Origin of the sequence: Nitrosomonas halophila (genome assembly GCF_900107165.1) — a bacterium.
Classification (GTDB): Bacteria; Pseudomonadota; Gammaproteobacteria; order Burkholderiales; family Nitrosomonadaceae; genus Nitrosomonas; species Nitrosomonas halophila.
Window position 1 is genome coordinate 1 of sequence record NZ_FNOY01000033.1, and the last position, 24,514, is coordinate 24,514.

Genomic DNA, 24,514 nt, shown 5'->3' on the forward strand with positions numbered 1-24,514 from the left:
TTTGCGTTCTTTTGAATATCGTGTCATTGTTTATTCCTTATCGCCCCCGAATATTAATTAAAAATTAGACACGACAACTATTCTGACACAGGGGGTGTACTATTCAACGAAAATGATCGAAAAATACAGCTTGGCAGATTCGTCCGCGGCAGGTCAGTCTCTCGGAGAGCCTCCCAGCTACCTTATCAATTACACGCAAGTTGTGAATGGGTGAAGAAGCGGTGGAAAAAAGGCTTGTTTGAGGAAATGGCGGATTGAGAAATGTCTATTTCCAGATTTTGCAGGCGGCCAACAGCAAAAAATTCCGATGCAACTCATCAAGGCTCGATGAGTGTGTGTGCCATGGAAAAGCCATCCAGGAATATTTGGCGGAGCACCGGCGCGAAGTAGGGGAGAGTCAATGACATCATGACCAGTCCGATCCCCAGTGTCAGGGGAAAGCCGACGGCAAATATATTCAATTGTGGTGCTGCGCGTGTCAGGATGCCCAATGCCAGATTCGTGATGAGCAGTGCGGTCAGGACGGGCAATGCCAGGCGCAGTCCCAGTGTGAAGATTTCGATGCCCCAATTGGTAAGTGTGGCAAACGATAAGGCAGTGACGCCCTCGAGGCCGATCGGCAGAATACTGAAGCTTCGTACCAGCAATGCAACAATTTGCAGGTGGCCGTCGATGGACAGAAAGGCCAGTGTGGTGATCAATCCGAAGAACCGCCCAATTAACTGAACCTGGCCTGAATGCTGGGGATCGAAGAAAGTGGCAAAACCGAGCCCCATCTGCAATCCGATGATTTCACCCGCCATTTCCACCGCAGTGAAGACGATGCGCATGGCAAACCCCATGGCCAGTCCGATCACAACTTGTTGCAATAGAATGACCAGGCCTATGCCCGAACCTGGATCGATCCGGGGGAGCGGGGGGAGCGATGGCGCCACCAGAATGGTGAGCAGCACGGCCAGCCCCAATTTGACCTGGACCGGAATGGCGTTATTTCCCAGTACCGGCGCGCTGGCAAGCAGGCCGAGTATCCTGGTGAGCGGCCAGAGCAGTGTTGCCAGCCAGGTATTCAACTCGGCGGTGGTGATGTTCAGCATGTGAACAGGTCCAGCAGCCGCAGGATGGCCGAAATCAGCTGTTGACCATCCAGGGAATGCTGGCGTACAGCCTTTCGATATAATCAAGCATCACTTGCAGCATCCAGGGGCCTGCCAATGCCAGGGCGGCAAACATGGCGAGCAGTTTTGGAATGAATGACAAGGTCATTTCGTTGATTTGCGTGGCAGCCTGAAAGATGCTGACAATCAGGCCGGTTGCAAGCGCTGTCAGCAATAGGGGGGCAGCGACCATGAAGGTGATTTCCAGCGCGTGCCGGCCTATGGTCATGGCGTGTTCCGGGCTCATGGTTTCGCTCCTTTTTTAGATATAAAAACTTTGTGTGAGTGATCCGATCAGTAGATGCCAGCCATCCGCCAGCACAAACAGCATCAGTTTGAACGGTAGCGAGATGATCATGGGCGAGAGCATCATCATCCCCATGGCCATCAGGGTGCTGGCGACGACCATGTCGATAATCAGGAAGGGAATGAAGACCACGAACCCGATTTGAAATGCTGTTTTCAATTCGCTGGTGATATAGGCGGGAACCAGGATTTTCATCGGCACCTGATCCGGGCCTTCGATTTCTCCGCTGTCGGCAATCTGTGCGAATAAGGCCAGGTCTGTTTCGCGCGTCTGGCGGAGCATGAAAGTCTTGAGTGGATCGCTGGCTTTTTCTGCCGCCTCCATGATGTTGATCTTGTCTTCTGCAAAAGGCAGATAGGACTCGGTGTAGATTTGGTCGATGACGGGCGACATGACGAAAAAAGACAAGAACAATGCCAGGCCGATCAGGACCTGATTGGGAGGGGAGGCCTGCGTGCCAATGGCTTGCCGTAACAGTGACAGGACAATGATGATGCGTGTAAAGCTGGACATCATCAGTACAATGGCCGGCAGGAAAGTCAAAGAAGTCAGCAGCAGAAGAGTCTGCAGGCTGAGCGTGTAAGTCGTTCCGCCATCGGGGGACGGCGCACTGGTAATGGCCGGCAGGCCGGTTTGCTGTGCGAACGCGGGCAAGGCAAGGCCAAGACCCAATGCCAGCAGGCAACGGGCCATGCCGGGTGTCAACCGGTAGCGGTTGCATACGCTGCCAGGATTGATGGTGATGCTATTGGGCATGATCCTGTTTCAGGTTGGCTTGCAGTTTATCGGAAAATTCCTCACCAGGCGGCGTGGCGGCTGCTTGGTTGACCCAATGATTTTGTTTATCCATGCGGTGGAGCAGGGTGACATGGCCGGGTGCAACGCCCAGCACCAGCCAGGTGTCGCCAATTTCTGTCAATACGACGCGTTCTCTTTGGCCAATGCTGGTGGATGTGATGATTTTCAAAACGCCTGGTTTCCCGCCAGGGTGAATGCCGATTTTCTTGAATAGCCAGGCGATCAATCCAATCAAGGCCAGCACTATCAGCAGTCCAGCGGATAACTGCAACATGTTTTCCATTGAAATGACCGGGGGGGGGACCGCAAAACGCTGATTTTGGGCGGATTCGGCGTACACTTGCACTGGCGCACATAATGTAAGGGCAATCCAAGCGGGTAGGCGTGACATAGGGACTAGCGGTTGAGTTTGCGGATACGTTCACTGGGGGTGATGATATCGGTCAGGCGGATCCCGAATTTCTCATTTACGACGACGACTTCCCCCTGTGCAATCAGGCAGCCATTGACCAGCACATCCATCGGTTCTCCCGCCATGCCATCCAGCTCGACGACGGATCCTTGTGCCAGTTGCAGCAGGTTCTTGATAGCGATTCTGGTGCGACCGAGTTCAACAGTCAGTTGTACGGGGATATCCAGTATCATGTCGATATCGTTGTGAGTGTCGTTCAGGGTATTGTTGTTGGAGAATTGTTCAAACACGGGTGATGATTGGGTCAATTCTTCATTACCGGAACGAGAGGGGGCAGCAGACTCAGGCTCTTCGGTTGCCGGAGATTCTGGTGCCTTGGTTTGCGGAGCGCTGGCGGCCTCCGATGCCTGTTGTTCCGCCATGGCTTCAGCCCAATCATCGCTATCGGTTTGTGATTCGGCTTGTGGTTCGGTTTTTGTCGTTGTATTCATATTTTGCTCCAGATATCAATCTGTTTCGGTTGGAGATCGTATGGTTTTGACTTTGAGCGCGTAATGTCCGTTGAGGATACCGTAATGGCATTCCATGACCGGTACGCCATCCACTTGGGCTGTGACGGTATCCAGGATATCGAGTGGCACGACATCGCCCGCCTGCATGTTGAGAATCTGGTGCAGGGTGACTTGGGTATGGCCGAGATTGGCAACAAGCTCCACCTCTGCGCCCTGTACCTGTCTGCTCAATGATTTGATCCAATACTTGTCGACTTCCAGGGGGTCGCCCTGCAGACTGCTGTTGAGCTGTTCGCGGATCGGCTCGAACATGGTGTATGGAATACAGACATGAAACTCACCCCGGTTGCCGCCGATGTCGAGCTCGAATGTGGTCGTGACAACAATTTCGGATGGGGTGGCAACGCTCGCGAATTGGGGATTCATTTCTGAGCGAATGTACTCAAATTTGATTGGGTGAACGGATTTCCAGGCTTTCTCGTAGTCTTCGAACACGACCTCCAGCAGGCGCTGGATAATGCGCTGCTCGGTCATGGTGAATTCACGGCCTTCCACTCTGGTATGGAAGCGCCCATCTCCGCCAAACATGTTGTCCACAATCAAGAAAATCAGATCCGGATCGAAAACGATCAAGGCCGTACCACGGAGCGGCTTCATGCTAACCATGTTGAGGTTTGAGGGTACAACCAGGGTGCGCAGAAACTCGTTGTATTTGATCGTTTTGATCGGCCCGATGGCAATATCCACCGCCCGGCGCATGAAATTGTAGATGCCGATTTGCAGGAGTCTTGCAAACCGGGCATTGATGATTTCATAGGTGGGCATACGCCCGCGCACGATGCGTTCCTGCGTCGCCATGTTGTAGGGGCGAACGCCGGATTTATCGGATGGGTTGTCGTCGTCTGCGTCTGTCTGTTGATTGTTGACGCTTTCGTGGTTCAATAATGCATCGACTTCATCCTGGGTAAGAAAATTTTCGGCCATAATGCAGCGCTATCATTGAATGATGAATGAGGTGAACAAGATATCCGCTATATCTTCCTGCAACACCTCTGATTCAATCTTGAGCTTGATCGCCTCGGCAATATGCTGGCTGAGATGTTGCTTGCCTTCCAGGTGGTAGATCTCGCTGGGTTTTTTGCTCGACAGCAGCAATATGATCTGATTGCGTATTTCTGGCATTCTTTGCATGATGAGGTCGACAACCTGGCTCTCATAGGCCTTGATGGCAAGATCCACCTGCAGATAATTGCGTTCGTCGTTTTCCGGTTGCAGATTGACCGTGAAAGTTTCAAGCTTGATGAAAGTGGCTGGCTTCTGTTTTATGCCGGATATGGCCTCGGCTTCCTCGACTTGGTTTTTCATCACATACCATGTCCCGCCAATGGCTGCACCGATGGCAAGCAATCCAGTGAGAATGAGCAGAGCGAGTTTCATCTTGTTGTTCGTATCGACTAGTGCGGCCGTATCACCCATGACATCTCCTCGCGTATTAACGATATAACGATATGCGCACATTATGCGTGACACCAGACCTGTTCGATTGCGTGAATAATCCCTTATTCGTCGTTCATTTCCATGTTCTGGTACGTCGCGTGTCCGGGCAATGCAAGGGACCGGCAGCTTGAAACGGGCAGGGGCTGCATGTACTGATGGCTGTGTGTCGTGTTGTTCTTGAAGCCTGTTTTCAGTGCATTGTTGCCTGCTATAAGGCATGATTTGGCCGATTTTTTATATGTCGTTTGCAATTAAAGTGCAGGAATCTGGTCCAATCGACCGTAACCTAATGATTATTCATGCATCTTTGCAGGAAAATTAATGCAAAAAAATGCTTGATTCTGAAAAAATGCAGTCTATAATTCGTACCCTTTAGTATTTCGGTAGCCAATAAGGAGGTCATCATGATATGCAAGATTAACCTATTCGTTCTGACTGACTGGGTTCACATTCATATTCCTGAAACGTAGTGATTTCTAGAGGAGTTATACATGAAAACACAAACCGCCATCTTGCAGCAGCAAGCACAAACAGATGTCATTTTTGACACCCATCCCGAGATCAGTCTGGACCTTTCCCTGGTAGAGACCACCCTGAAAAAAGGTTATCAAAAACCTTTTTTGCTGATCGATACCCGCATTGTGCGCAACAAAGCCAGGCGTTTCAAGGCAGCCATGCCGCGTGTACATCCGCACTATGCAGCCAAAGCCAATCCGGATCCGCGTGTATTGAAGACGCTGATCGAAGAGGGTGTCAGTTTTGAGATTGCCTCGATTGCAGAGCTCGATCTGCTGATGGGCCTGGGTGTACCCGCTGCGGAGATTTTTTACAGTAACCCGATGAAATCACGCGCCTACCTTGAGTATGCCGCAGCCAAGGGTGTAGAGTGGTATGTGCTCGATAGCGTCGAGGAATTACGCAAAATTGTGTGCATCAAGCCGGATGCCAAGCTGTATTTGCGGATCGATACCCCCAATATTGGCAGTGATTGGCCTTTGGCGGGCAAGTTCGGGACCCATCTCGGGGATATTAGCGAGATTATCGAGGAAGCTGTGCGCTTACAGGCGGATCTGGCGGGTGTGACTTTTCATGTAGGCTCTCAATGCCGCAACCCCCAGAATTGGCGAGTAGGGATCGAGCGCGCCAGAAAGGTTTTTGACGAGATGCGAGCGGTTGGACTCAGACCACGTCTGCTCAATATTGGCGGCGGCTATCCTGTTCGTCATATCAAGCCTATTCCATCCATTGAAGTCATTTCGGAGGTTGTCAATGAGGCGATTGCCGATTTGCCGGAAGACATTCGCGTGATCGCCGAGCCTGGACGCTACCTGGTATCCGACTCGGCTTGTTTTGTTTGCCGCGTGGTTGGCACGGCAACCCGCAATGGCAAGCGTTGGATGTACTGGGATGCGGGGATATTTGGCGGCATTATTGAAGTGAGTGAGGGGCTTCGCTATGAGATTCTGACCCAGCGTCATGGTCCAGAGATTCCCTGGTCGATCGCAGGTCCCACTTGCGATTCGGTCGATGTGCTCATGCACGAGGAAATGTTGCCCGAAAACCTGCAGGAAGACGATTTTATCATCATCCCGAATGCGGGCGCTTATACGACGGCCTACGCCAGTAATTTCAATGGCTTCCCGCTGCCGGATGTGATTGTACTATAAGGATCGTCTGCACCCATGATCCCTGACAATAAAGCGCAATACGGCATCTGGCCGTATTGCGCTTTTTGCATGCCTTGAAGTGTCGGATATCTACTGCCGGGTGGTCGACGTCAAGTGAGCAAGATGATGCTGCAAGTGATCCCGGATGAAAGTGCTGATGAAAAAGTAACTGTGATCATAGCCCGCATGGCGGCGCAGGAGGAGGGGCTGGTCGGCTTTCTGACAGGCAGTTTCAAGGTAATCGGGATGGAGCTGTTCGGCAAGAAACGGGTCATTGAGCCCCTGATCAATGAGAAGTGCCGGTAGCCGGTGGCCCGATTCAATCAAGGCTGTGGCATCATGTTTTTGCCAACTGTCTGTTGATTCCCCCAGATAGCGACTGAATGCCTTCTGGCCCCAAAGGCAATTGATTGGCGCGGCGATTGGCGCAAAAGCCGATACCGATTGATAGAGGCCGGGATGGCGCAAGGCCAAGGTCAAGGCGCCATGGCCACCCATGGAATGACCGAAAATACCCATCCGTTCCGGGTCGGCAGGGAACTTGGACAGGATGACGTGACACAATTCTTGTGTGACATAGCTTTCCATGTGAAAGTATTTGGACCAGGGCGGCTCGGTCGCATCCAAATAAAAACCGGCGCCCGCGCCGATTTCCCAATCATCCGCTTCTCCCGTAATGCCGGTGTCGCGAGGACTGGTGTCCATGCTGACCAGCATCAGCCCCAGCTCGGCTGCGTAACGTTGAGCGCCGGCCTTGATCATGAAAGTTTCTTCCGTGCAAGTGAGTCCAGCCAGAAAGAAGAGTACAGGCACCCGCTGTTGTCTGGCCAGTGGCGGCTCGTAAACCGAGAATCGCATGGGCAGGCCAATAATCTCGGAATGATGCTGATAGAATCCCTGGGCGCCATCAAAACAGGTATGTTGGACACGGGTTTCGAGTTTGATTGACATACGCCTGTTAGTAAATGACTACCGAGCGGATCGATTCGCCGGCTTTCATCAACCGGAAGCCTTCGTTGATGTCCTCCAGCTTGAGGGTATGCGTAATCAATGGATCGATCTTGATTTTTCCTTCCATGTACCAGTCAACGATTTTGGGCACATCGGAACGGCCACGTGCACCGCCGAAAGCGGAACCTTCCCATTTTCTACCCGTGACGAGCTGAAAAGGACGGGTGCTAATTTCCGCGCCGGCTTCGGCTACCCCGATGATAATGCTGCGGCCCCAGCCCTTATGTGTGCATTCCAGCGCCTGACGCATGACTTGCGTGTTGCCAATGCATTCAAAACTATAATCTGCCCCCCCATCGGTCAGTTGTATGACCGCATCGACGATGTTATCCACTTCATTGGGATTAATGAAATGGGTCATGCCAAATTCGCGCGCCAGTGACTCGCGTGCCGGATTGATGTCGATGCCGATAATCCGGTCAGCCCCGACCATGCGAGCGCCCTGGATGACATTCAGGCCGATTCCTCCCAAACCGAACACCGCGACATTGGCGCCGGCTTCCACCTTGGCCGTGAATACAACTGCACCGATGCCGGTGGTGACCCCACAGCCGATGTAGCAAACCTTGTCGAACGGCGCATCCTTGCGAATTTTGGCCAGCGCGATTTCAGGCACGACGACATAATTGGAAAAGGTAGAAGTGCCCATGTAATGCAGGATGGTCTGGCCATTAAGAGAAAAACGCGCGCTACTGTCGGGCATCAAGCCTCGTCCCTGTGTAGTGCGAATAGCCTGGCATAAGTTGGTTTTCCGGGAAAGGCAGAATTTGCATTCCCGGCATTCCGGTGTGTATAGCGGAATGACATGATCCCCTGGCGCGAGCGTCCTGACGCCGGGTCCGGTTTCGACCACAACCCCCGCACCCTCATGGCCGAGTATGGCCGGAAACAGCCCTTCGGGATCCGCGCCCGACAGGGTGTAGTAATCCGTATGGCATATTCCCGTGGCCTTGATCTCAACCAGTACTTCGCCTGCCTTCGGTCCATCCAGATCGACTTCTTCGATTGTAAGGGGCTGACCTGCCTGCCAGGCGACTGCCGCACGTGTCTTCATTGCGAATAATCCTTTTTATCGGGTTGTATGAAGCGATATTGTATGTGACTGGCGCGATCATGCAACCCCGCTTGTGTTTGAAATTTTGATCCCGGCATGTACATTTCAGCATTGAATTGGGTAAATTGGGTATTATCTAGTTATATGTAGCGATTTCTGCTTGAGGAAATGCGGTGTAATCCGGCTCGTAGCGTGATCACGATGTCTGCCATATAAATTAGCGATCAGCTGGCTTTGTCTCAAGCGGCTTTTTATTTCATCACTGTTATTTATAGAGTAGGAAAAGAAAACGATCATGACCATGGATAACCAATCAATAGACAAGAAGGCGCAAATCAATTTCTGGTATATCCTGACTGCAATCTTTGGTATTTTGCTGATTCAGAGTATTTATTCCGAATATACCCGGATTGAGCCGATTCCCTACAGCCGGTTCCAGTCACTGTTGGAACGTGGCCATGTGGCGGAAGTCAACATCACCGAGAACCATATTTATGGTTCGCTCCGGGAAACCGCTACCGAAAATTTCACCGATTTTGTCACGACCCGGGTTGAATCGGATCTGGCCGAGATACTGGACAAGCACGGCGTTGTCTACACAGGGGTCGTGCAAAGCACCTGGCTCCGCGATTTGCTTTCCTGGATATTGCCGATGGCCATTTTTATTGGAATTTGGCTGTTCATCATTCGGCGGATGAGCAGAAACATGATGGGAGGGAGCGGTTTGATGTCGATAGGCAAGAGCCGGGCCAAGGTTTATGTGGAAAAGGAAACCAAGGTGACCTTTGCTGATGTAGCCGGTGTCGATGAAGCCAAGGAAGAGTTGGAGGAAATCGTCAACTTCCTCAAGAATCCCGTCGACTATAGCCGCTTAGGCGGTCGGGCGCCCAAGGGCATCTTGCTGGTTGGCCCACCTGGCACCGGAAAAACATTGCTGGCACGAGCCGTGGCGGGTGAGGCGGGTGTGCCGTTTTTCTCGATTTCCGGATCGGAATTTGTCGAAATGTTCGTCGGTGTGGGGGCAGCGCGGGTCCGCGATCTGTTTGAGCAGGCGCGGCAAATGGCGCCAGCCATCATTTTCATCGACGAGCTTGATTCGCTGGGGCGGGCGCGGGGTGCGTCCGGTTTCGGCGGCCATGATGAGAAGGAACAGACCTTGAATCAGCTTCTGGCCGAACTGGATGGATTCGATCCTTCCAGTGGTATCGTATTGCTGGCTGCAACCAATCGGCCGGAGATTCTCGATGCCGCCTTGCTGCGCGCCGGCCGCTTCGATCGCCAGGTGTTGGTGGACCGGCCGGATAAAAAAGGCCGGGAGCAAATTCTGGGCGTGCATATAGGCAAGGTCACGTTGGATACTGACGTCGATTGCGAGAAAATTGCTGCCCTGACACCCGGCTTTACGGGGGCGGATCTGGCAAACTTGATCAACGAGGCGGCATTGCTGGCCACCCGGCGACGGGCGGCAGCAGTGAGCATGGATGATTTCAACAACGCGATCGAGCGTATCATAGCGGGGCTGGAAAAACGCAATCGTCTGCTCAACCCGGAAGAAAGGCGGACGGTTGCCTATCATGAGCTGGGCCATGCCATGGTGGCGCTTGCGCTACCCGGCACCGATGAAATACACAAAATTTCGATTATTCCGCGCGGTGTGGGCGCGCTCGGTTATACCATCCAGCGTCCGACCGAAGACCGTTTTCTGATGACACGCAAGGAGCTGGAAATCAAAATGGCCGTATTGCTCGGTGGGCGTGCTGCCGAGCAGGTGGTTTTTGGAGAAATCTCCACTGGTGCTTCGGATGATCTGGCGCGCGCTACCGATATTGCGCGTGCGATGGTATTACGCTATGGCATGAGCGATGCGTTGGGAAATGTAGCCTATGACCGGGACCAGTCGCCATTTTTGCAACCCGGACTCGCCTTTCCAAAAGGCCGCGATTATAGTGAGGATACTGCCAATAAAGTGGATTCGGCCGTACGTAACTTGGTTGATCAGGCGCTTGAACGTGCGATAAAGATCCTGGACAAGAATCGGGCAGCATTGGATCAGGCTGCCGAACAATTGCTCAAGACGGAAACCCTCAATCAGCCCGAGATCGAGGCATTGAAGTTGGAAGTCAGAGCCGAAGCTGGGAGTTAGGAAACAGCCGCTCTGCTGCATTGACTTGAGCCAGACAGCGTCAGTTATGCTACTGCCTGTGTGCAATCCCATCGTGCATGATTTCTGGCAGGTTCGTCCGCAGTAGATCAGTCTCGGACAGCTTCCTAGCGCAGCAGAACCAGTTTCGGCATGGCGTCCATTGCGGCCCAAACGATCGCATTCTGGCCAAATTCACGGGCGATCCGTTGGGCTGCCGTCAATTCGAGACTCAGCGCGAGAAAGCCTGCTTCCGCAGGCCATACGCCACTGAGGTCGATACTCTCGCCTGGATAGATAAAGCGGCTGTATTGGGTCAATCTTTCCTGCAGGCGCTGGTTGGCCAACTGGTTCTTGGCCGCGGACAGGATCTGGCTGCCTGGGTTGCAGGCCGTGATGTACAGTGCATCCCGACAACCCCGTTGCCGCAAGAGTGCGGCAAGCGGGGGGCAATGTTGGCCGATCAGCAGGATGATGCTGCTGCTGGCTTCGACCCGGACGTGGTAATGCGCGACCGCATAGTTAAGAATCAGTTTGGTCGGCAGGTTGGATTGCTCTACACTGCCATCTTGTAGAATGGCTTGGCGCTGATACAGGCTGTCAAGAAACACCCCTGATTCAGTGTTTAATTCTCGATACTTTTTCACGATTGGGTCCAAATGAAGCTTTTTATTGTTATCTGGTTGTCCCTGGGTTTTAGTCTGGCCAATGCTGCCCAGCCCATGTTTCTTGAGGTGCCCGACACCCTGGAAGAACGCGTCAAGCCTTGTACGCTTTGTCATGGTGATATCGACAGAACGGGTCAAGACGCCTATTATCCCCGGATTGCGGGTAAGCCTACAGGCTATCTTTTTAATCAATTGCGTAATTTCCGGGATGGCCGGCGCTATTATCAGCCCATGGCCATCTTGCTTGAAAATTTGTCAGATGAATATATGCGGGAGATTGCGCACTATTTTGCCACCTTGCCGTATGTTTATCCGCAGCCTAAGTCACGCGCCATGTCATCCGAACAGATCGAGACGGTGGAAAACCTGATTTACAAGGGTGATTCCATGCGTGATCTGCCCGCCTGCAGTGCATGTCATGGAGATGCGCTGATGGGCGTGGAGCCATTCATACCGGGGCTGCTCGGTTTGCCGCATGCCTATCTCGCCGCTCAATTCGGCGGTTGGCGTCATGGTGGCATCATGCGTGGCCAGATCCCTGATTGTATGTCGGAGATTGCAAATAAGCTGACCCAGTACGAAGTCAATGCCTTGGTGATGTGGCTGCCTGGCCGGCCGGTCGCGGGCAAACCGGCCCAGTCCGGCACGCTGGCGCCAGAAATGGTGCGGCGCTGCCGGCATTTATTGTCGGAGAAGGAGATTGTGCAATGAGCGGTTCGTTTCAGTGGTGGTGGAAGGGGAGCCGGCAAATGATCATTGCCATTGCCGGAGGGCTGTTGGGGATGTCTCTCGCATCGGGCCAAGTGCTGGCAAGTGCCACGGCCACCGAGGCAGTTGTGCAGCAGGGCGCCTATTTGGCTCGCGCCGGTAATTGTATGGGCTGTCATACGACCCGTGGCGGCAAGCCCTATGCGGGTGGGCGCAGGCTGAACACGCCATTTGGAGAGTTTGTCACACCTAACATCACGCCCGACAATGAGACCGGTATCGGTCAGTGGAGTGCGGACGACTTTTGGCAAGCAATGCACCATGGGCAATCCAGGGATGGTCGTTATTTGTATCCGGCTTTTCCCTATACGGAATATACCAAGGTGACACGAGAGGATGCCGATGCGATTTTTGCATACTTGCGCTCACTTACTCCCGTCCGCCAAACCAATCTACCGCACCGGATCCGTTCCCCCTATGACAATCAACTGCTCTTGTTTCTCTGGCGGGTGTGGTATTTCAAGGAGGGTGTCTATGAAGCCGATTTATCCAAAAGTGAGGAATGGAATCGTGGCGCCTATCTGGTGCAGGGACTGGGGCACTGCGATGCCTGCCATACTGCTCGCAACGTATGGGGTGCAAGCCAGGACGACAAACTGACGGGGGGCGAGATCATGGGGCATTACTGGTATGCGCCGTCATTGATCGCCCCGCAGGAAGCCGGAGTGGGTGATTGGCCCATCGAGACAATCGTTGAATTACTGTCCACCGGCATTACAAGCGACGCAGTCACCACAGGTCCGATGGCCACTATTGTTCGGCAGAGCCTGCAACATTTGTCGCCTGAAGACATGCGTGCCATGGCAGTCTACCTGCAATCCATCGGCAAACCGGATCCCGCTCGCAAGACGCGACGGATACCTGATATGCCGGAGGGCGTTCGTCAATATTTGGCACGTGGCGAACTGGTTTATGAGAAGTATTGCCAGGACTGTCATGGGGAGTCGGGGCAAGGGGCACCCGGTATTTATCCACCGTTGGCGGGTAACCGCAGTGTCACCATGAAATCTCCATTGAATACGATCCGGAGCGTGCTATATGGCGGCTATCCCCCGTCCACGGCAGGCAATCCGCGCCCCTATGGCATGCCGCCTTACCAGCATATCATTCGTGATGCCGAGATCGCTCAGGTCGTTTCCTATATCAGAAATGCCTGGGGTAATTTTGGCAGCCTGGTCAGTCCGCTCGATGTCGATCAAAGCCGGGGAAACGAGTTCTGATACCGGATGGCTGCGCGGGCTATGCTCGCGCATGCACGGGACCGGGCGACGCTGCTTAGGAGCCGTGAAGAAATAAGTGTGACAATTGGGCGCGTCTGGCGGGATGCAATGCAAGGCGAGAGGAGGAGTCATGGCAAGGCTATGGCGACGACGAGTAACGCCGCAGTGCGCCTACCAGATGCGATCCAAATGTTACAGTTATTTATGAGCGACTCCTTAGGGTTTTGTATGCAGCAATCCGGCTTGAACCATTTTCAGTAACCCTTCAAACGTAACGGTAATCTCTTGTTATAGCCAGTGCCAACAGGCGCGAAACTATCCAGTTGATCGGTGCGCAAGCCCACCCTATGGGAGAGCCGGTAACGATCCGATCGGGTGCACTTGTGCGCCATAAACTGACTGAAAATTGTATGGAGGCATATTCAGGAATATCAGAATAAACCACCACCGCTATTGCAAACGTACCAGCTTGTTTGCCTGATGAGCAGTCCAAATAACACCTGCTCAGCCAGATGCCGATATCGTTATCCGGCTGTTTGACCTTGAATAATAGTTGTTTTCCCTTAAAGGGGTGCACGACATATCCGGTAACTGGATTTGGGCGTGCCGATCGGTCAGAGAGAAATCATACATGTCGAGGAGTACTTTAATGATTGTACGCGGATTGATTCTGTTTATCGTTTTGGGGTGGTTGCCGGGCTTATATGCACAGCCGGCAGCTGACGCATCGGTAGCCGCAGAAACGGCAGCGCCGGCCAGCCCGGAGGAAGTATTGCAGACGCTGCTGGAGGCCATCAACAAAATCGAGGCTGAACGCGTCCAGCTCAAGCGGCAAGTGAAACGCACTTCCGATCCAGCAGCAGCGCAACAAATTGAGGCGCAATTGGAAGCGCTCGATCGGGATCTCCAGGAGATGAAAAATTTGTTTGAAGAAACCGCGACCGGTGGATTGAGTCTGTCAGCGCTGGTTCACAAACCAAAAGAAGCTTCGTTTAACTGGCAACGGGAGCTCGAGGAGATCGCGCGGCCAATATTCGACGAGCTGAAGCAATTGACCGAGCGGCCACGCCTGATGGAGCGGTTGAAGAGCGAGCGTGCAGTCTATGAAGACCGGCTGCAAATCGCACGCTCGGCCATAGCCGAGCTGGAGGATGCGATTGCGCAAACCGAAGCTGCGTCAGTCAAAAAGGCGCTCAATGTTTTGTTCGAGCAGTGGCAGGATCAGCGCGAGAGCGCTGAAAGGCGTTTGCAACGCATCCATGCGCAACTGCAACGCTTAAGTGCCCCAAGTAATGAGCCAGGCAAGGAATTGGCCGCCAAGTTGCAGGAATTTGCCAGTGGGCGGGGACTGAACATCGTGTTGGCAATCAGCGGTTTCATGCTGATTTATTTGCTTCTGGCTGGACTGGAACGCCTGTTCGGAAGATTGAACAGCCGGCGTCACGAACCCGGCACGCGCAGGATGGCCCGGGTTGCCATTTTGCTGTTCCGGACGCTGGCTATTATTTTATCCATGTTTACCGCCATTCTGGTCTTGTATGTGCGTGATGATTGGCTGCTGCTGGGCTTGCTGATATTGCTGACCATCGGGCTGGTGTGGGGATTGCAAAAATCGTTGCCGCGCTATATCAAGGAGATCCGTATTCTGCTTAATATGGGCAGTGTGCGGGAAGGGGAGCGGATTGTCTATCAGGGCATCCCCTGGAAAATTGTGTCACTTAACTTCTATACCCTCCTGCATAATCCCTTGCTGCATGGCGGCGGTCTGCTGCGCTTGCCCATCGACCGCCTGATCGACATGCAATCGCGCCCCTATGCGCCGGATGAGCCCTGGTTTCCGAGCCAGGAAGGCGATATTGTGATTCTCGATGGCGATGTATTCGGCAAGGTGCTGCTCCAGACACCGGAAACGGTGCAGATGCAGATTATGGGGGCGATTACGACCTTCAGTGTCGAGAGCTATCTGGCGAAGAATCCCCGCAACCTGTCACGAGACGGTTTTGCCGTGCCCATTACGTTTGGTGTGGATTATCAACACCAAAATGTCATCCTGAGCGAGATCGTGCCAACGCTGCGCGCCTACTTGCAGGAGCAGTTGGTGCAACAGCCATTTCATCCTCATTTGAAAACGTTGTTGGTGGAATTCAATGAGGCGGCAGTTTCTTCGTTGAACCTATTGGTTGTGGCCATATTCACCGGTGCAGGTGCCGAAGATTACTGGTCAATCCGCCGCTTTCTGCAACGCACTGCAGTCAGCGCCTGCAATCAGTATGGTTGGATCATTCCATTCGAACAGGTTACGGTCCACCTGCCGCCGGCACAGCCATTGTTGCCATCGGCCCGGCATGTTGGCTAAGCGCCCGTTAATGAATAACTTGGGCATAAGTTGTTACGTATTCGGGAGCGAGCCCTAAAACCATCCGCGACCGAGGCGCCTGGAATTTTGTGCAATGGTATGTTTGGGTGTATCGTTAAACCTGAGAACCCTAATGGGAGGATCCGAAATCAGGAGGAGATGAAACCGGATTTTTCATTGACCGGGATCAAATTGAAGCATACGTTCTCGGTGCATGCTATCCACGTATATGTGATTGTGAAGGAGTGAATAAATGATCAAACGAGTGCTTATCCCGCTGGATGATTCGGAGTTGGCTGAGCGAGTCATCCCGCATTTGCTTCGTTTTGTGACACCGGCGCAGAGCGAGCTCCTGCTCATGACGGCGCTGCCATCGCCCATCCTCGCCGGACGCAGTCATGACAAACCGGCTGCTGTTTCAGGCGGGGGAGAGCGGCTGCAGGCTGTCGCACAACGACTTGGCCAGCTGGGCTTCAGGGTCAATCATCAGGTTTTAGCGGGCGCGCCTGCCGCAACCATTCTGGGTCTGGCAGAAGAGGCGCAAGTCGATCTGATTGCCATGTCTACGCACGGCAGATCCGGCCTCGGTCTGGCTCCGCTGGGCAGCGTGGCCGATGAGGTGGTGCGCAATGCCCGCCAACCGGTGTTTTTGGCGCCGCCCCAGGCTCAGGCGAAGCCAGATTCGGTGCCCAATGTTGTGCTCCTGCCGCTCGATGGCACGCCGCTGGCCGAGACGGCGATTCCTGCAGCATGCCAGTTTGCACAGCTGACGGGGGCAAACATTCATATGATTCGTGTGGTGGAGCCGGCGGATTGCCCGGACGGGCGCTCAGACGCTCAAGCAGCTGTTGATTTGCATGACACCGAGCATGCACCCGTTGTTCGGCAGGCAGTGGGCTACTTGGAGTGTATAAAATTGCGGTTGCAACTTGCAGGTGTCGAATCCTGCTTCCGAGTGGCATTGGGTGACCCGGTGAATGTCATTCCCCGGATTGTCCAGGCTGAGCAGGTGGATTTGATCGTCATGAGTACCCATGGGCGGTCTGGTGTGGCCCGCGTGGTTCACGGGAGCGTGGCGGGTCAGATCATCAATCATACAACTTGCCCGTTGCTGTTGATGCGCGGAAAAGTGCCGGTCGAAGTCTCCGAGCGTGACAGTCAGGTTGCGTTGTCTTTCGGCTAGGAGGCTGTCCGGCCGCAAGATAAATTTGAAGCTGCTGGTGATTTCGGTTAGAATGCCAGCTTTCCTAGGCGCGTAGCTCAGCTGGTTAGAGCACCACCTTGACATGGTGGGGGTCGTTGGTTCGAGTCCAATCGCGCCTACCAGGATTTTGTGCAGAAACAGAATTCTGGTGCTATGCCTATTGATTTAATTCCAGTTGCTCTTCCCAGTCCTTGCCAGAAAGTCATTCCGCCGTCAGTTTCGATGCCAGCCAGCGGATGGCCTGTGCATTGCTTGCGGAAAATACCTTGTCCGCGGCTGCCTGCCAGGGGAGCCAGATATGCCCCAAATGCTCGCGTGCAGCGATATTGATCGGGGTTTTGGCGGGCACTTCCAGGCTGAACACATGCTCGGTATTATGTGTGACGCCCGGCGGATAACGCCAGCGCCACTCTTCATAGATCTCGTACTGATTCTGTATTTGCCAGTCGATCAGTGAATGCTCACTTGCATCGATACCCGTCTCTTCGTGCACTTCCCGAATAGCGGTTTGAGTGAGCGTTTCACTCGGATTCTGGCTGCCGGTTACCGATTGCCAGTAACCGGGGTGATCAGCTCTTTCAAGCAGCAGAATCTGCAAGTCGCTGGTGTGAATGACAACCAGAACCGATACGGGGAGCTTGTAGTCTTGCAACAGAACAATCCGGTTTAACTGTTGGCGATTTCGGTTTTACGCAGCCGAATATGTAATTCCCGCAACTGTTTTTCTTCAACATTGCTGGGTGCATGGGTGAGCAGGCACTGCGCGCGCTGGGTTTTGGGGAACGCGATGACGTCACGGATGGAATCAGTGCCGGTCATCATGGCAACGATGCGATCCAGGCCAAACGCGATGCCGCCATGAGGGGGTGCGCCATATTGCAAGGCGTCCAGCAGGAAGCCGAATTTTTCCTTGGCTTCGTCATCGGTGATATTCAGGGCCTGAAAGACCTTGGCCTGGACGTCTTGCCGATGAATACGAACCGATCCGCCGCCGATTTCAACCCCATTCAGCACCATATCATAAGCCCGGGAGAGCGCCTGGCCGGGGTCTGTCGTCAACAAATCCTCATGGCCTTCGCGTGGGGACGTAAACGGGTGGTGCAGTGCCTGCCAGCGGTTTTCTTCTTCGTCCCATTCAAACATTGGGAAGTCCACGACCCAGAGCGGTTTCCAAGTATCTTCAACCAGGCCGCGATCATGCCCGATTTTTACCCGCAGGGCACCAAGCGCGTCATTGACCACCTTGGCCTTGTCAGCGCCGAAGAATATGAGATCGCCGTCTTGTGCCCGGGCTCGGGACAGGATTTCTTGCACAACCGTATCAGGCAGAAACTTCAGGATCGGGGATTGCAGGCCTTCCAGTCCCTTTGCCAGCTCATTGATCTTGATATAGGCCAGGCCTTTCGCACCATAAATTGCGACAAATTGCGTGTATTCATCGATTTCCTTGCGCGACAGCTCACCGCCACCGGGAATGCACAAGGCGGCGACCCGTCCATCGGGTTTTTGTGCGGCATCGCGAAATACCTGGAAGGGGACTTCCCGCATCAGGTCGGTTAACTCGGTAAATTCCAGGGGTATGCGCAAATCCGGTTTGTCCGAGCCGTAGCGGGACATGGCTTCGATATGACTCAGTCTTGGAAAGGAAGCAGGCAAAGCAACGTCGATCGTCGTGGCAAACAGGTGGCAGATCATGTTTTCCATCAAGCCCATGATCTCGTTTTCCGCCAGAAAAGAGGTTTCGATGTCGATTTGCGTGAATTCGGGCTGGCGATCGGCGCGCAGGTCTTCATCCCGGAAACAGCGCGTAATCTGGTAATAGCGATCGAAGCCGGATACCATCAGCAGTTGCTTGAACAATTGCGGCGATTGCGGCAGGGCAAAAAAATGTCCCGAATTGACGCGGGAGGGCACCAGGTAATCGCGCGCCCCTTCGGGGGTGGATTTGGTCAGTATCGGCGTTTCGATATCGATGAAGCCCTGCTGATCCAGAAACGTGCGCACTGCCATCCCGACCTTGTGCCGCAGGCGCATGTTGTGCTGCATGGCCGGACGGCGTAGATCCAGATAACGATATTCCAGCCGAATTGCTTCGCTCAAATTGTCATCATCCATCTGAAACGGGGGCGTGGCCGAGGCGTTGAGGATGGCAATGGTGCTGACCAGGACTTCTATTTCGCCAGTAAAAATACCTGGATTGACGGTGCCTTCGGGGCGATGTCTGACTGTCCCGGTAATCTCAAGCACAAACTCGTTGCGGATTTTCTCTGCGATAGCAAAAGCCTGCGCATTGTCAGGGTCGCAAACTATTTGCACGATACCTTCGCGATCACGCAAATCGATGAAAATCACGCCGCCATGATCGCGGCGGCGATGTACCCATCCATACAATGTGATCGTTTTATCCAGATAACGTGTGTTGATAGAACCGCAATAGTCAGTACGCATAAGATTACGTTTGTGTTGATTAAGTGAAATAGGATTCAATAAAACATGAATGGATGGGTAGTTTCCCGTGTTTTGCTATCCAGAGCTGGAAGCCGTGGATGCAGCATTCGAGGTGGCCGGGGCTGTGTTTGCCGTGGCCGTGGCGGCAGTTTCCTTGCCAGATTCCGGCGTGGATTTCGAGCTTGGCTGGGGTGCCTGCTTGTTCCTGAAATCAGTCACATACCAGCCGGTTCCCTTTAACTGGAAGCCTGCCGCAGACACTTTCTTGACATAGTTATCGCTACCGCATGCGGGGCAGTTTGTGATCGGCGCATCACTCATTTTCTGTAAGTGTTCCTTCTCAAACCCGCATGCTTGACATGCATATTCATAGATCGGCATTGCTGTCTCCGTCGAATCAGATCATGAAATGAACCGGCATTATACTTGACAGCCGGTTCGATTGCTCGAGTGCGCATCTGCTGTAAAACAGCTTAGGCAAACGTAGCGAATATGGAGGCGATGGCAAAAATATTAAAGTGGCTGCCTTAACTTTCTTTTCTTCCATACTTGTCTTCAAACCGGATGATGTCGTCTTCCCCGAGGTAGGAACCGGATTGTACCTCGATGATTTCCAGAGGCAAGCGGCCCGGGTTTTCCAGGCGGTGGGGCGTGCCCAAGGGGATGTAAGTCGATTCGTTTTCGCTCACCAGGTAGGATTTATCCGCGCGCGAGACACGCGCGGTCCCCCGCACGACGATCCAATGTTCCGCCCGATGATGATGCATCTGTAATGACAGCGCGGCGCCCGGATTGACAACGATACGCTTGACCTGGAAACGTTCACCGGCATCGACTGCATCATACCAACCCCAGGGACGGTATATTTTGCGGTGTGAACGGATTTCAGGGCGCGCCTGCTGTTTCAGCTTGTCGACTATCTTTTTGACTTCCTGCGTTTTACTCTGATGCACGACCAATACGGCGTCGGATGTTTCAATGATCACCAGGTTGTCGGTCCCGATACAGGCGACCAGCCGATTTTCGGAAATGGCCAGTGTCTCGCGGCAGTCGTGCAACAAGACATCACCCCGCATGACATTGCCCGCGCCATCCTTGGGCAATGTCCGCCACAAGGCGTCCCATGCACCGACATCCGACCAGCCGGCAGAGAGCGGTACGATGGCGCCGGACGGTAAATCAAGCTGGCCTGCCGAGAGTTGCTCCATGACGGCATAATCAATCGAATCGCCGGGGCAGCCGGTGAATGCCGTTTTGTCCAACCGGCGGAAGTCTCCGTCGATGGAGCCCTGCTGCCAGGCGGAACGGCAAGCTTCGAGCATATCCCGTCGGCAGGCGGCGATGGCAGACAGCCAAACCGACGCCCGCATCATGAACATGCCGCTATTCCACAAATAATTGCCCGCCTCCAGATATTGCTGGGCGATGGCCGCATCCGGTTTTTCGACAAAACGGATGATCTGAAATGCACCCGATTCATCCAGCATGGACCCATGCTGGATATAGCCATAACCGGTTTCGGGCGCATCGGGCTGAATGCCGAAAGTCACCATCAATCCGTCTGCGGCAAGTGGCATGCCTTTTCGAACTGACGCCTGAAAGGCGGGAATGTCGGTCATGACATGATCCGAGGGCATGACCAATAATACGGGATCGCTATCGTTATCCATTGCCGCCAGTGCCGCAATGCTCAGGGCTGGCGCAGTGTTGCGGCCGCATGGTTCGAGGATGATCGTGCCCTGTTTGTGCATGAGCCGCAGTTGCTCGGCGATGACGAAGCGATATTCTTCGTTACTGACAATGATGGGCGGTTGGACCGCAATGTCATCCAGGCCATCCAGCCGGCGTACCGTTGCCTGGAACAAGGAATCCTCGTCGATTAATGGCAACAATTGTTTCGGGTATTGCTCACGCGACAGCGGCCACAGGCGAGTGCCGGAACCGCCGGAAAGGATGACAGGTACAAGCAATTGTTTCATGTTCGGATGTCTATCAGTAGCAGGAAAATGCGATAGGGGGGGTGATGACCGGGTTGCGCAATTGGAGTTGGAGCCATGACGGCGTCAAGCCAAATTGTCCGCCAGTATACTGGCAATGCGCTGCGCTGCCTGGCCGTCCCATAAGTGCGGCCGGCGTCCGCTTTTGCCTTTGCCCTGCAGAATCTGGTCCACTTCAGTCAGGATGCGCACCGGATCGGTCCCTGCCAGAATATTGGTGCCTTCATCCAGGGTGATCGGCCGTTCGGTATTTTCCCGGAGGGTGATGCAGGGCACACCCAGGGCAGTCGTTTCTTCCTGCAGACCGCCGCTGTCGGTCAGCACGAGCGCCGCATCTTTCCAGAGATACAGAAACGGCATATAGGCTTGTGGGCCAATGAGTGTGATATTGGGTCCCAAATCAATGCCAAATTTCTGCAGATTGGCGCGCGTGCGTGGGTGTGCGGGGAACACCAACGGCAGGCGGCGCGCAATTTGTTTCAGGGCCTGACTGATGCGATCGAGTGTTTCGGGTTCGTCAACATTGCTCGGCCGATGCAGCGTGACCACGCCATATGCCTGATGGGCCAGCGCAGCTTTGAGTTGGCTGGTCTCGAAGGCCGTGGTATCCGCCCGCGCGAGCTGCTCGGCCTGATAAAGTAGATTGTCCACCATGACATGGCCGACATGGTGAATGGCGGCGGCGGGTTTCCCTTCCTGCAAGAGATTTTGCAATCCGCTCGGCTCAGTGACAAAAAACCAGTCCGTGATGCTGTCGGTCACCAACCGGTTGATCTCTTCCGGCATGCGCATATCACCGCTGCGCAAGCCTGCTTCGACATGTGCGACCGGAATATGCAGTTTCTTGGCCACAATCGAACAGGCGAGAGTCGAATTGACATCGCCTACCACCAGCACCGCGTCTGGCCGCTGCTGCAGGCAGTATTCCTCGAAAGCGACCATGATTTTGGCCGTTTGCTGGGCATGACTGCCTCCGCCGGCCGCCATGAAAATATCCGGCTGTGGAATGCCCAGTTCCTCGAAAAAGACATCGTTCATTTCCCTGTCATAATGCTGACCGGTATGGACAATTTTATAGCTCAGGCGTCCTTGTTGCTGGAGTGCGCGAACGATGGGCGCAATTTTCATGAAATTCGGACGTGCACCGGCGATGAGGTGAATTTTCTGGGGCATATTTTCCTCTTTGTCAATCGAGCATATTCAACTTGCGCGAGCATGGCGGACTGGCATATTCAACCTGGACGCCTTGATCGTCCCCATGGTTGTCAGCCAGACATTGTGAGCAAAAGCATGCTGGACCCTGTGCAGGCTGATTCAAGCGGCGGCAACCTCCCGAAATGGCAGTGCCATGCCGTAGTGTCTGGCTGCAACGGGTCCAGCCGTGGTATCCAGCTTCTGTCTGTCTGTCTGTCTGTCTGTCTGTCTGTCTGTATGTATGATTGTAAACCATCCGCCAGGCAAGGCCATGCGGATAACAGCCCTTTTTGGGAATCTGTTCCCGATTAGGCAAGACTTGAGTCATGGGGTGTGCCTGCCAATAAGAAGCTGTTTGGAAATTTCCGTTTCAGGCCGATCTCTTCGGGTGCGCTTGCGCGCCATCCAGCTCAACGTCAATCCAACTTGGGTGCTGGGTGCCTTGCCAGGCAGCCCTGCTCAATTGATAGGGTTTGTGCGTCTGAGCCTGGCGAGCAGTTTGGCATGCAAGCCATTGAAACTGCCATTGCTCATAATCAGAACATGGTCATCAGGGCGGGCTGCCGAGGCGACTGCTTCAATCATGGCCATGAAATCCGGATATGTGCCGGCCTTGCCGCCGAGCGCTGCCAGTGCCGTTTGCACGTCCCAATCCGCCTGATGGGTGTAACAGAAAATCCGGTCGGCGAGCGCCAGGCTTGCAGCCAGGCTATCCTGCCAGGTACCGAGCTTCATGGTGTTCGAACGCGGTTCCAATATGGCGAGGATGCGTGCAGAGCCGACTTGTTCGCGTAAACCAGCCAGGGTGGTGCGGATGGCTGTGGGATGATGCGCGAAATCATCATAGATACGAATGCCATTGACTGTCCCATGCAATTCCATGCGCCGTTTGACATTCTTGAAACATGACAAAGCCTCGATCGCGATATGCGCGGGCACACCGGCATGGCGGGCGGCGGCAATTGCCGCCAATGCATTCATGCGGTTATGTTCACCCAACAGCCCCCAGCGCAAACTGCCTTGTGGATTGCCCCGGAATGAAATTTGCAGCGCTTGAACGGATTCTGCCGCTGCCTGCCAGCCATCATCAGTTCCGAACAATTCGACCGGCGTCCAACATCCGCGCGATAGCACGCGTTGCAAGGCGGCCTCGCGGCCGTTGGCGACAATCAAGCCATTGCCGGGCAGGGTGCGAACCAGGTGGTGAAACTGGGTTTCGATAGCTGCCAAGTCAGGAAAAATATCGGCATGATCATATTCCAGGTTATTCAAAATGGCGGTTCTGGGCTGGTAATGCATGAATTTCGAGCGCTTGTCGAAAAAGGCGGTATCGTATTCGTCGGCCTCGATCACAAAGAAAGGCGATGCTGTTTGGCCGCCATCGATTTTTCCCAGGCGGGCCGACAATCCAAAGTTTTCCGGCACGCCACCGATCAGAAAGCCTGGAGACAGTCCGGCGTAGTCCAATATCCAGGCAAGCATCGAGCTGGTGGTGGTCTTGCCATGAGTGCCCGCGACAGCCAGCACCCACTTGTCATGCAGGATATGCTGGGCCAGCCACTGCGGACCGGAGATATAGGGTAGGTGGCCATCGAGAATGACTTCCATCAGCGGATTGCCGCGAGTCACGACATTGCCGGCCACGAACCAATCCGGCTTGAGTTTGACTTGTTCGGCACCATAACCCTCGATGAGCTCGATTTGCTGGTCAATCAGTTGCGTGCTCATCGGTGGGTAAACGTTCGCATCGCAACCGGTTACAATATGACCGGCTGCGCGCGCAAGAAGGGCCAATCCGCCCATAAAAGTGCCGCAGATGCCAAGAATGTGGATATGCATGAATGACGTGAGAGGAATCGTTGGATAGTCGAAGGCCGGTGTCTAAAAAAAGGTGCATAGACGCTGTGATTATACCGCTAGCCCGAATATTGCATGAGCCTAATGAGATGCTGGATTTGTTTATGTGACCGTAGCTTTATTTCGCACCCGCCCTGGGTGCTCGATGATTTCATGATTTTTTGTGTGAAATCTACATCGATAGTGGGCCAAAAGGGAAATGTCAGGGCGAAGGTTTTGAAATATTGATTATATTGACGCAAGACGTGAC

Annotated in this window: 22 protein-coding genes, 1 tRNA gene and 1 pseudogene; 8 read left to right on the top strand and 16 right to left on the bottom strand. The window is 53.8% G+C overall.

Annotated features, from left to right (window positions below):
- Positions 1 to 317 precede the first annotated feature (317 nt).
- The 7 genes from fliR to fliL are packed head-to-tail and all read right to left on the bottom strand — an operon-like array spanning position 318 to position 4,659.
- Positions 318 to 1,094, bottom strand: a complete 777-nt coding sequence (gene fliR / locus BLV85_RS08665; RefSeq protein WP_090414303.1) for a flagellar biosynthetic protein FliR — start codon at positions 1,092 to 1,094, stop codon at positions 318 to 320.
- Between the two features lie 34 nt (positions 1,095 to 1,128).
- The gene (gene fliQ / locus BLV85_RS08670; RefSeq protein WP_090414305.1) at positions 1,129 to 1,401 is read right to left on the bottom strand and encodes a flagellar biosynthesis protein FliQ; all 273 of its coding nucleotides are present in this window, start codon (positions 1,399 to 1,401) and stop codon (positions 1,129 to 1,131) included.
- Positions 1,402 to 1,416: 15 nt separating this feature from the next.
- Positions 1,417 to 2,154 (bottom strand): flagellar type III secretion system pore protein FliP, encoded by a 738-nt coding sequence (gene fliP / locus BLV85_RS08675; protein ID WP_090414355.1) that lies wholly within the window; start codon positions 2,152 to 2,154, stop codon positions 1,417 to 1,419.
- 52 nt (positions 2,155 to 2,206) lie between these two features.
- Positions 2,207 to 2,650 (bottom strand): flagellar biosynthetic protein FliO, encoded by a 444-nt coding sequence (gene fliO, locus BLV85_RS08680; protein WP_090414307.1) that lies wholly within the window; start codon positions 2,648 to 2,650, stop codon positions 2,207 to 2,209.
- 5 nt (positions 2,651 to 2,655) lie between these two features.
- Complete coding sequence (fliN, locus tag BLV85_RS08685) at positions 2,656 to 3,162, bottom strand: flagellar motor switch protein FliN (RefSeq protein ID WP_090414309.1); 507 nt, start codon at positions 3,160 to 3,162, stop codon at positions 2,656 to 2,658.
- Between the two features lie 15 nt (positions 3,163 to 3,177).
- Positions 3,178 to 4,167: a flagellar motor switch protein FliM gene (gene fliM, locus BLV85_RS08690; protein WP_090414310.1), complete on the bottom strand. Its 990-nt coding sequence runs from the start codon at positions 4,165 to 4,167 to the stop codon at positions 3,178 to 3,180.
- Between the two features lie 12 nt (positions 4,168 to 4,179).
- Complete coding sequence (gene fliL, locus BLV85_RS08695; RefSeq protein WP_090414312.1) at positions 4,180 to 4,659, bottom strand: flagellar basal body-associated protein FliL; 480 nt, start codon at positions 4,657 to 4,659, stop codon at positions 4,180 to 4,182.
- A 512-nt stretch (positions 4,660 to 5,171) separates the two neighbouring features.
- Here fliL and BLV85_RS08700 point away from each other — a divergent pair.
- Positions 5,172 to 6,347 carry a type III PLP-dependent enzyme gene (locus tag BLV85_RS08700; RefSeq protein ID WP_090414314.1) on the top strand — a complete coding sequence of 392 codons (1,176 nt, stop codon included), beginning with the start codon at positions 5,172 to 5,174 and terminating at the stop codon, positions 6,345 to 6,347.
- 90 nt (positions 6,348 to 6,437) lie between these two features.
- On the opposite strand, the gene fghA is transcribed toward BLV85_RS08700, so the two are convergent.
- Together fghA and BLV85_RS08710 are read right to left on the bottom strand one after the other, a co-directional pair.
- Complete coding sequence (gene fghA / locus BLV85_RS08705) at positions 6,438 to 7,298, bottom strand: S-formylglutathione hydrolase (protein ID WP_090414317.1); 861 nt, start codon at positions 7,296 to 7,298, stop codon at positions 6,438 to 6,440.
- Between the two features lie 7 nt (positions 7,299 to 7,305).
- Positions 7,306 to 8,412: an S-(hydroxymethyl)glutathione dehydrogenase/class III alcohol dehydrogenase gene (locus BLV85_RS08710; protein WP_090414319.1), complete on the bottom strand. Its 1,107-nt coding sequence runs from the start codon at positions 8,410 to 8,412 to the stop codon at positions 7,306 to 7,308.
- A gap of 301 nt (positions 8,413 to 8,713) precedes the next feature.
- Here BLV85_RS08710 and ftsH point away from each other — a divergent pair, with 301 nt between their 5' ends.
- Positions 8,714 to 10,555, top strand: coding sequence for an ATP-dependent zinc metalloprotease FtsH (gene ftsH / locus BLV85_RS08715; protein WP_090414358.1), 1,842 nt, complete (start codon positions 8,714 to 8,716; stop codon positions 10,553 to 10,555).
- A 125-nt stretch (positions 10,556 to 10,680) separates the two neighbouring features.
- Here the strand turns inward: ftsH and BLV85_RS08720 are convergent, their stop codons facing one another.
- A complete protein-coding gene (locus tag BLV85_RS08720; RefSeq protein WP_245725150.1) occupies positions 10,681 to 11,199 on the bottom strand; it encodes a DUF3293 domain-containing protein in 519 nt (172 codons plus the stop codon).
- A 12-nt stretch (positions 11,200 to 11,211) separates the two neighbouring features.
- Between BLV85_RS08720 and BLV85_RS08725 the strand changes: the two genes are divergently transcribed.
- The 5 genes from BLV85_RS08725 (at position 11,212) to BLV85_RS08750 (ending at position 16,890) form a co-directional block, all read left to right on the top strand.
- Positions 11,212 to 11,931 carry a c-type cytochrome gene (locus tag BLV85_RS08725; protein WP_090414321.1) on the top strand — a complete coding sequence of 240 codons (720 nt, stop codon included), beginning with the start codon at positions 11,212 to 11,214 and terminating at the stop codon, positions 11,929 to 11,931.
- Positions 11,928 to 13,208 carry a c-type cytochrome gene (locus BLV85_RS08730; protein WP_090414323.1) on the top strand — a complete coding sequence of 427 codons (1,281 nt, stop codon included), beginning with the start codon at positions 11,928 to 11,930 and terminating at the stop codon, positions 13,206 to 13,208. The genes BLV85_RS08725 and BLV85_RS08730 overlap by 4 nt, the downstream gene beginning before the upstream one ends.
- Before the next feature lie 649 nt (positions 13,209 to 13,857).
- Positions 13,858 to 15,564 (top strand): coiled-coil domain-containing protein, encoded by a 1,707-nt coding sequence (locus BLV85_RS08740; RefSeq protein ID WP_090414326.1) that lies wholly within the window; start codon positions 13,858 to 13,860, stop codon positions 15,562 to 15,564.
- Between the two features lie 253 nt (positions 15,565 to 15,817).
- Positions 15,818 to 16,747: a universal stress protein gene (locus tag BLV85_RS08745; protein WP_090414330.1), complete on the top strand. Its 930-nt coding sequence runs from the start codon at positions 15,818 to 15,820 to the stop codon at positions 16,745 to 16,747.
- Positions 16,748 to 16,813: 66 nt separating this feature from the next.
- Positions 16,814 to 16,890: transfer RNA gene (locus tag BLV85_RS08750), tRNA-Val, on the top strand.
- An 80-nt stretch (positions 16,891 to 16,970) separates the two neighbouring features.
- Here the strand turns inward: BLV85_RS08750 and nudB are convergent.
- Complete coding sequence (gene nudB / locus BLV85_RS08755; protein WP_090414332.1) at positions 16,971 to 17,420, bottom strand: dihydroneopterin triphosphate diphosphatase; 450 nt, start codon at positions 17,418 to 17,420, stop codon at positions 16,971 to 16,973.
- 14 nt (positions 17,421 to 17,434) lie between these two features.
- The gene (aspS, locus tag BLV85_RS08760; RefSeq protein ID WP_090414334.1) at positions 17,435 to 19,216 is read right to left on the bottom strand and encodes an aspartate--tRNA ligase; all 1,782 of its coding nucleotides are present in this window, start codon (positions 19,214 to 19,216) and stop codon (positions 17,435 to 17,437) included.
- 67 nt (positions 19,217 to 19,283) lie between these two features.
- Here aspS and BLV85_RS15895 point away from each other — a divergent pair, with 67 nt between their 5' ends.
- On the top strand, positions 19,284 to 19,490 hold the full coding sequence (locus tag BLV85_RS15895; protein ID WP_342707066.1) for a hypothetical protein: 207 nt from the start codon (positions 19,284 to 19,286) through the stop codon (positions 19,488 to 19,490).
- 11 nt (positions 19,491 to 19,501) lie between these two features.
- On the opposite strand, the pseudogene BLV85_RS15900 reads toward BLV85_RS15895, so the two are convergent.
- The 4 genes and pseudogenes from BLV85_RS15900 to mpl all read right to left on the bottom strand — a co-directional run.
- Positions 19,502 to 19,597 (bottom strand): annotated as a pseudogene (locus tag BLV85_RS15900) (FmdB family zinc ribbon protein); the annotation flags it as partial.
- Positions 19,598 to 19,743: 146 nt separating this feature from the next.
- Positions 19,744 to 21,195: a mannose-1-phosphate guanylyltransferase/mannose-6-phosphate isomerase gene (locus BLV85_RS08770; protein WP_090414340.1), complete on the bottom strand. Its 1,452-nt coding sequence runs from the start codon at positions 21,193 to 21,195 to the stop codon at positions 19,744 to 19,746.
- A gap of 84 nt (positions 21,196 to 21,279) precedes the next feature.
- The gene (gene wecB, locus BLV85_RS08775; protein WP_090414341.1) at positions 21,280 to 22,386 is read right to left on the bottom strand and encodes a non-hydrolyzing UDP-N-acetylglucosamine 2-epimerase; all 1,107 of its coding nucleotides are present in this window, start codon (positions 22,384 to 22,386) and stop codon (positions 21,280 to 21,282) included.
- A 480-nt stretch (positions 22,387 to 22,866) separates the two neighbouring features.
- The gene (gene mpl / locus BLV85_RS08785) at positions 22,867 to 24,246 is read right to left on the bottom strand and encodes a UDP-N-acetylmuramate:L-alanyl-gamma-D-glutamyl-meso-diaminopimelate ligase (RefSeq protein ID WP_090414345.1); all 1,380 of its coding nucleotides are present in this window, start codon (positions 24,244 to 24,246) and stop codon (positions 22,867 to 22,869) included.
- Positions 24,247 to 24,514: the final 268 nt, after the last annotated feature.